At 73.7% G+C, this 6,577-nt stretch carries 4 protein-coding genes and 1 pseudogene; 4 read left to right on the top strand and 1 reads right to left on the bottom strand.

Features of this window, described 5'->3' with window-relative positions:
• Nucleotides 1–403, top strand: a pseudogene (locus tag AB0G32_RS09445) (hypothetical protein); the annotation flags it as partial.
• 41 nt (nucleotides 404–444) lie between these two features.
• Here the strand turns inward: AB0G32_RS09445 and AB0G32_RS09440 are convergent.
• A complete protein-coding gene (locus AB0G32_RS09440; protein WP_361160531.1) occupies nucleotides 445–1,914 on the bottom strand; it encodes an MFS transporter in 1,470 nt (489 codons plus the stop codon).
• Between the two features lie 241 nt (nucleotides 1,915–2,155).
• On the opposite strand from AB0G32_RS09440, the gene AB0G32_RS09435 reads away from it, so the two are divergent.
• From AB0G32_RS09435 to AB0G32_RS09425, 3 genes are all read left to right on the top strand, one after another.
• Nucleotides 2,156–2,779 carry a TetR/AcrR family transcriptional regulator gene (locus tag AB0G32_RS09435; RefSeq protein ID WP_361160528.1) on the top strand — a complete coding sequence of 208 codons (624 nt, stop codon included), beginning with the start codon at nucleotides 2,156–2,158 and terminating at the stop codon, nucleotides 2,777–2,779.
• A gap of 169 nt (nucleotides 2,780–2,948) precedes the next feature.
• Nucleotides 2,949–5,246 carry a glycoside hydrolase family 78 protein gene (locus AB0G32_RS09430; protein ID WP_361160525.1) on the top strand — a complete coding sequence of 766 codons (2,298 nt, stop codon included), beginning with the start codon at nucleotides 2,949–2,951 and terminating at the stop codon, nucleotides 5,244–5,246.
• Between the two features lie 47 nt (nucleotides 5,247–5,293).
• Nucleotides 5,294–6,553, top strand: coding sequence for a family 1 glycosylhydrolase (locus AB0G32_RS09425; protein WP_361160522.1), 1,260 nt, complete (start codon nucleotides 5,294–5,296; stop codon nucleotides 6,551–6,553).
• The last annotated feature ends 24 nt before the right edge of the window (nucleotides 6,554–6,577 follow it).

Genomic DNA, 6,577 nt, shown 5'->3' with positions numbered 1-6,577 from the left:
TGTGCACACCGGCCCCGCGGGCGGCGCGCTCGCCCGGCAGGGCCGGGTCCGGGTGGGCGGCGGCGCCCCCGTGCGCTTCGACGACGCCTTCGGCGGACCCGCCGCCCTGGTCGCCCGGTCCGCCGCGCCGCTGTCCGCCCTGCGCCCGGCCACCGTCCGGGCCCTCGCGGAACTCGGGGTCAGCCTGGTCGCCCTGAGCGGCACCGCGACGGACGGCGTGCGCGTCGCCGACGACATGGACGGCACCTACACCGAGTGGCTGGAGGCGCTGGGCGCGGACGCGGTGCTGATCCGGCCGGACTTCCACCTCTACGGCGCCGCCGGCGCGGACCGGGTCACGGAACTCGCCGAAGGGTTCCTGGCCGCCCTGGGCACCGGGCCCGCGCTGCTCACGGCACGCTGACCGGCGCCGGGCGACCGGGACGTCCCCGGGGTCCGGTCCGCTCAGGCGGGCACCGCGCCGTCGGCCTCCGGGTCGCGCAGCGGAGGGATGAACAGGGACAGTGCCAGGGCCAGCAGCGTGACGAGGGCACCGAGCCAGAAGACCCACGCGTACCCGGCGTCCTGGTAGAACGCGGTGCCCTCGACCACCGTGCTGTGCGCGTTGAGCAGCGCGTACGCACCCGCCGTGACGGTGGCGCCGAACAGGCTGACGAGCATGTTGAGCATGCCGCTGCCCAGCCCCTGTTCGTCGGGCGAGACGACGCCGACCACGAGCACCGGAGCGCCCGCCATCACCACGCCGGAGCCGATGTTGGCGACGCAGGACGTCAGGGCGAGTTCCATCTCGTTGCCGTGGAAGAAGCCCACCAGGGTGTAGCCGAGCGCCATGACCACCAGGCCGGCCATCCACACCTTGCGCGGGTCCAGGTGCCGCAGGAACCGGCTGACCAGGAGGCCGGTGCCGAACATCACCAGGTTCCAGCTGACGCTGACCACGGCGTTGTGCTGGGCCGTCCAGCCCAGTCCGGCGGAGACACCGGGGATGTGCGGGAAGAGGGCGAGCAGGATGGCGAGGCCCGGCAGGGTGAACGCGACCGTCTGGGCCAGGCCGCTCGCGGTGAGTGCCAGCGCCACCGGGCGACGGCGCAGCACCTTCAGGTCCAGGATCGGGTGGGCGTGGGACCGCTCGACGAAGAGGAAGACGACCAGGGCCACGATGCCGGCACCGAGCCAGCCGAGCGTCCTGGCGTCCGCCCAGCCCCAGCTCTGTCCCTGGCCGACGGCGTAGACCACGGCGGTCAGCCCGCCGCCCAGGACCAGCCCGCCGAGCCAGTCGAAGCCCGACTCGAAGGCGTACCGCGGGGTCTGCGGCACCAGCAGCGCGACCAGCAGGAAGGCGACGGCGGTGGCGGCGGCGAGGAACCACAGGGCGCCCCGGTAACCCCAGTTGTCGACGAGCCAGCCCGCCAGGAACGGCGTGCCGAGGGCGACCAGCCCGACGCTGCTGCCCATGATGCCGCTGGCCGACTTGACCAGCCGGCGCGGGAAGATGTCCCGCACGGCGGCGAAGGACAGGGCGCCGAAGGGACCGTAGAACCCGGCGACCGCCCGGCCGGCCAGCACCAGCCAGAACTCCCCGGCCAGCGCCGCCAGGGCCTCGCCGCCCGCGCCCAGCGCCATCATGACGAGCATGACGCGCTTGCGGCCGTACAGGTCGCCCAGTTTTATGGCGAACGGTGTGAGGAGGACCGTCGCCAGGGTGAGGGTCAGGCCGAACCACGCGACCTGGGTGGTGTGGAAGCTCTGGGCGACGCTCGCGGTGGCGTTGGCGCCGAGGATGCCGCCCGCGGCCAGCAACTGGGTCGGCCAGGCGAGCGCGACCAGCACCGCGACCAGGCGGAGGGTCCAGCGCCCGCCCGGTTCGGCGGGCGACGCGGTGTCGAGTGAGGGGCTTGGCGACGTCGATGTCATGCCAGCCCTCCTTTCACGGAGGTACCGAGGGAAGTGGGACGCGCTGTGGGGTGCGAGGGGACCGGTCGCCGTCACAGGCGTTCACGAGGCGGTGACAGGGCGGTGATCCGTCGTCGGTGACGTCGATGATGACCCGAACACCTAGTACACGCTAGGTATTAGAAGTGTGACCCACACCACTCGCCGCCGACTGCGGACGGTCAGCCACCGGCGCCGCGAGCCGTCCCGGTACCGTTCTGCCATGGCGACACCCAGGGGGCCGCGCGGCGGCTACACGGCAGGCCGGGCCCGGCGCGTCCAGATTCTGGAGGCGGCGCTGCTGCGCTTCGGACAGGACGGCTACCGCAAGACCTCCCTGGCCCGGATCGCCCGGGACGCGGAGATAACCGACGCCGGACTGCTGCACCACTTCCGCGACAAGCAGCAGCTCCTGCTGGCCGTCGTCGAGTACTGGCACGAGCGGATGGACGTCCAGTGGCAGCGGGTCTCCGAGTCGGTGCGGGACGCCTTCCGCTGCCACCTGGAGGACACCGCCGAGACACTCACCATGCCGGGGATGGTGGAACTGGCCGTCGTGGTCGCCGCCGAGGCGACCGCCCCCGACCACCCGGCCCACGACTTCTTCGCCCACTGGCAGGAGAAGGGCGTCAAGGAGCTGGCGGACCGACTGCGGGCCGGCAGCCGGGGCGGCGAACTGGTACCGGACCTGGATCACGACCGCATCGCCCGCGAGTGCGCGGCCCTCGACGCGGGGCTGCGCCAGCAGTGGCTCGCCGGCGGCCGGTCCTTCGACCTCGTCGCGGTGATGCGCGCCCACCTCGACCGCCTCCTGCGGTCCATCTCGACGGACGGACAGGGCTTGTAGCCCGCCACTCCCTGGGTCACCAGGCCACTCCGGCGAGCCATGTTGACATGCTCACGCCATAAGCAGCGTTCAAGAAGTGCCCGGCCCGTCGGCCATCGGCGACACATGACTTACATCACACCCACCAAGACCTAGCGTTCACTAGGTATTGGCGCGCATGATCGGGTCCATGCCGCACCTCTGGACCGCCCGTGTCATCACCCCCGGCCGTCAGCCGGAGCCGCCCGCCGCGGGCGCCCGGCCCGCCGCGCTGCTGCGCACCGAGTTCACCGCGCGGACCGCGGTCACGGCCGCCCGCCTCCTCGTCACCGCGCTCGGCGTGTACGAGCTGGAACTGAACGGCACCGTGGTCGGCGACCACGTGCTGGCCCCCGGCTGGACCAGCTACCGCCACCGCCACCGCTACCAGGTCTTCGACGTGACGGACCTGGTCCGCGAGGGCCGCAACGGCTGGGGCGCCCAGCTGGCGGACGGCTGGTACCGGGGGCTGCTCGGCTTCAACGGCGGCACCCGGGACATCTACGGCGCGGACACCGGTCTGCTGGCCGAGCTGCGGATCGAGTACGCCGACGGCACCACCGAGACCGTCGGCACCGGGGCGCACTGGCGCTGCGGACCGTCCCCCGTCGTCGCCGCCGGCCTGTACGAGGGCGAGGAGTACGACGCCCGCCGCGAGCAGGCCGGCTTCAGCGAGGCGGGCTTCGACGACACGGTCTGGGAACCGGTGCGGGTCCTGGAGTTCGACACCTCCGTACTCTTCCCGGCCGACAGCCCGCCGGTGCGGCGCACCGAGACCGTCGCCCCGGTCGCCGTCACCACCTCGCCGGCCGGCCGCACCCTCGTCGACTTCGGCCAGAACCTCGTCGGACGGCTGCGCATCCGGGTGCGCGGCGCCGCCGGACGCACCGTCACCCTGCGCCACGCCGAGGTGCTGGAGGACGGCGAACTGTGCACGCGTCCGCTGCGGCACGCCACCGCCACCGACCGCTACACCCTGCGCGGCGCCCCCGAGGGCGAGGTGTGGGAACCCCGCTTCACCTTCCACGGCTTCCGCTACGCCGAGCTGGACGGCTGGCCGGGCGAGGTGGCCCCGGCCGATGTCACCGCCGTGGTCCTGCACAGCGACCTGCGCCGCACGGGCTGGTTCTCCTGCTCCGACGCCTCCTTGAACCGGCTGCACGAGAACGTGGTGTGGGGGATGCGCGGCAACTTCGTCGACGTGCCCACCGACTGCCCGCAGCGCGACGAGCGGCTCGGCTGGACCGGCGACGTCCAGGTCTTCGCGCCCACCGCGGCCTTCCTCCACGACGTCCGTGACCTGCTGCGCTCCTGGCTGCGTGACCTGGCCGCCGACCAGGGCGACGACCCGGCGGGCGTGCCGCCGGTGTTCAGCCCCGCCATCCCGGTGATCGCTCCGGTACCGCTGCCGCCGGGGAACCCGCCGATGGCCGGCTGGTGCGACGCGGCCGTCATCGTGCCCTGGGTGCTGTACGAGCGCTACGGGGACACCGAGGTGCTGCACGCCCAGTACCCCTCGATGCGCGCCTGGGTCGACGCGGTCGACCGGCTGGCCGGGCCGGGCCGGGTCTGGGGCGAGGGGTTCCAGTTCGGCGACTGGCTGGACCCGACCGCGCCCGCGGACGATCCCGGGCGGGCGATGACCTCCTCCAGCCTGGTCGCCACGGCCTGTTTCGCGCACTCCGCCCGGCTGCTGGCCCGCACCGCGCACCTGCTGGGCAGGACGGACGACGCCGGGCACTACCACGCGCTGGCCGACTCGGTCCGCGACGCCTTCCGCGACCGCTTCCACGCCGGCGGCGGACGGCTGACGGAGGCGACCCAGACCGCCTACGCCCTCGCGCTGTGCTTCCGGCTGCTGCCGGACGACGCCGAGCGGGCCGAGGCCGGACGCCGGCTGGCCGGCCTGGTGGCCGAGCGCGGCCACCGCATCGGCACCGGCTTCCTCGGCACCCCGCTGGTGTGCGAGGCACTCACCGACACCGGACACGTGGACACCGCCTACCGGCTGCTGACCCAGCGCTCCTGCCCGTCCTGGCTGTACCAGGTCGACATGGGGGCCACCACGGTCTGGGAACGCTGGGACAGCGTGCTCCCCGACGGCAGCGTCAACCCCGGTGAGATGACGTCCTTCAACCACTACGCGTTCGGCGCCGTCGCCGACTGGATGCACCGCACCGTCGCCGGCCTGGCACCCGCCGAGCCGGGCTACCGCCGGCTCCTGGTCCGGCCCCGACCCGGCGCCGGCCTCACCTGGGCGCGAGCCGCGCACGAGACGCCGTACGGCCGCGCCGAGACCGGCTGGCGCGTCGCGGACGGCGAACTGCGCGTCGACGTTCTCGTGCCGCCGCGGGTCACCGCGCTGGTCGAACTCCCGGGCGCGGAGCCGGTGGAGGCCGGCCCCGGCCGGCACTCCTTCCGTTCCCGGTTCCCCGCGGCCGCGCGGTGACGCACAGCCCCCCTCCTGATCCGTCCACACCAGTACGAGGAACATCCATGGCACACACCAGCCACCTGCCCGACGGCTTCCTGTGGGGCGTCGCCACCGCGGGACACCAGAACGAGGGCGACAACACCGCCGCCGACACCTGGTTCCTGGAGCACACCACTCCCTCCCTGTTCCGCGAGCCCAGCGGACCGGCGTGCCGCGGCTACCAGCGCTGGGAGTCCGACCTCGACCTGGTCGCGGGGCTCGGTCTCAACGCCTTCCGGTTCTCCGTCGAATGGGCCCGGACCGAACCCGAGCGCGGTGTCGTCTCCGCCGCCGCCCTCGACCACTACGAGCAGGTGGTCGACGGCTGCCTCGCCCGCGGCCTCACCCCCCTGGTGACGTTCTCCCACTTCACCGCGCCGCACTGGTTCGCGGCGGCCGGTTCCTGGACCGCCGCCGACGCCCCGGCCCGCTTCGCCGAGCAGTGCGACCGCGTGATGGCCCGCTTCGGCGACCGGATCGCGTACGCCGTCACCCTCAACGAACCCAACCTGGAGCAGCTGTTGCAGGCGGGCGCGAAACTGCCCGCCGAGGCGGAGGCGCTCAAGACGCGGATGCTCGCGGCCGCCGCGCGGGCCGCCGGGAGCGACAGCTACGCCAGTGCGAACGTCATCCCCGCCGACCGGCAGGAGGAGTTCCAGGACGCGTTCACCCGCGCCCACCGCGCCGCCCGCGAGGCGATCAAGGCGCGCCGCGCCGACCTCCCGGTCGGGGTCTCCATCGCCATCGCCGACGAGGTCGCCGTGGCCGGCGGCGAGGCCCGCCGGGACGCCAAGCGCGCCGCCGTGTACGACCACTGGCTGCGCGAGGCCCGCGACGACGACTTCGTCGGCGTACAGAACTACGAGCGGATCGTGCACGGTCCGCACGGCGAGGTGGCGGTCGAGGGAGAGCGCAACGGCATGGGCACCGTCATCGCGCCCGGCTCGCTCGCCGGGGCGGTGCGGTACGCCCACGAGGTGGCGGGGGTGCCGGTGCTCGTCACCGAGCACGGCATCCAGACCCCGGACGACCGGCAGCGCGCCGCGTTCCTGCCCGCCGCGATCCACGCGCTGGCCGCCGAGGCGGACGCGGGCACCCCCGTGCTGGGCTACTGCCACTGGACGCTCATGGACAACTTCGAGTGGATCTTCGGGTACGGCGCGCAGCTCGGGCTGCACGAAGTCGACCGGGCCACCTTCCAGCGGCGGCCCAAACCCAGCGCGACGGCCTACGCCGAGGTGGTGCGCGGCTACCGCGGCGTGTCCGCCGGCCGTCACCACTGAGCGGCGGCGGGTGCGGGTCCGGCT

It is taken from the genome of Streptomyces sp. NPDC023723 (assembly GCF_040639815.1).
GTDB lineage: Bacteria > Actinomycetota > Actinomycetes > Streptomycetales > Streptomycetaceae > Streptomyces.
Note: the sequence above shows the minus strand (reverse complement) of the source record. Positions and strands in the feature narration are given on the sequence as shown.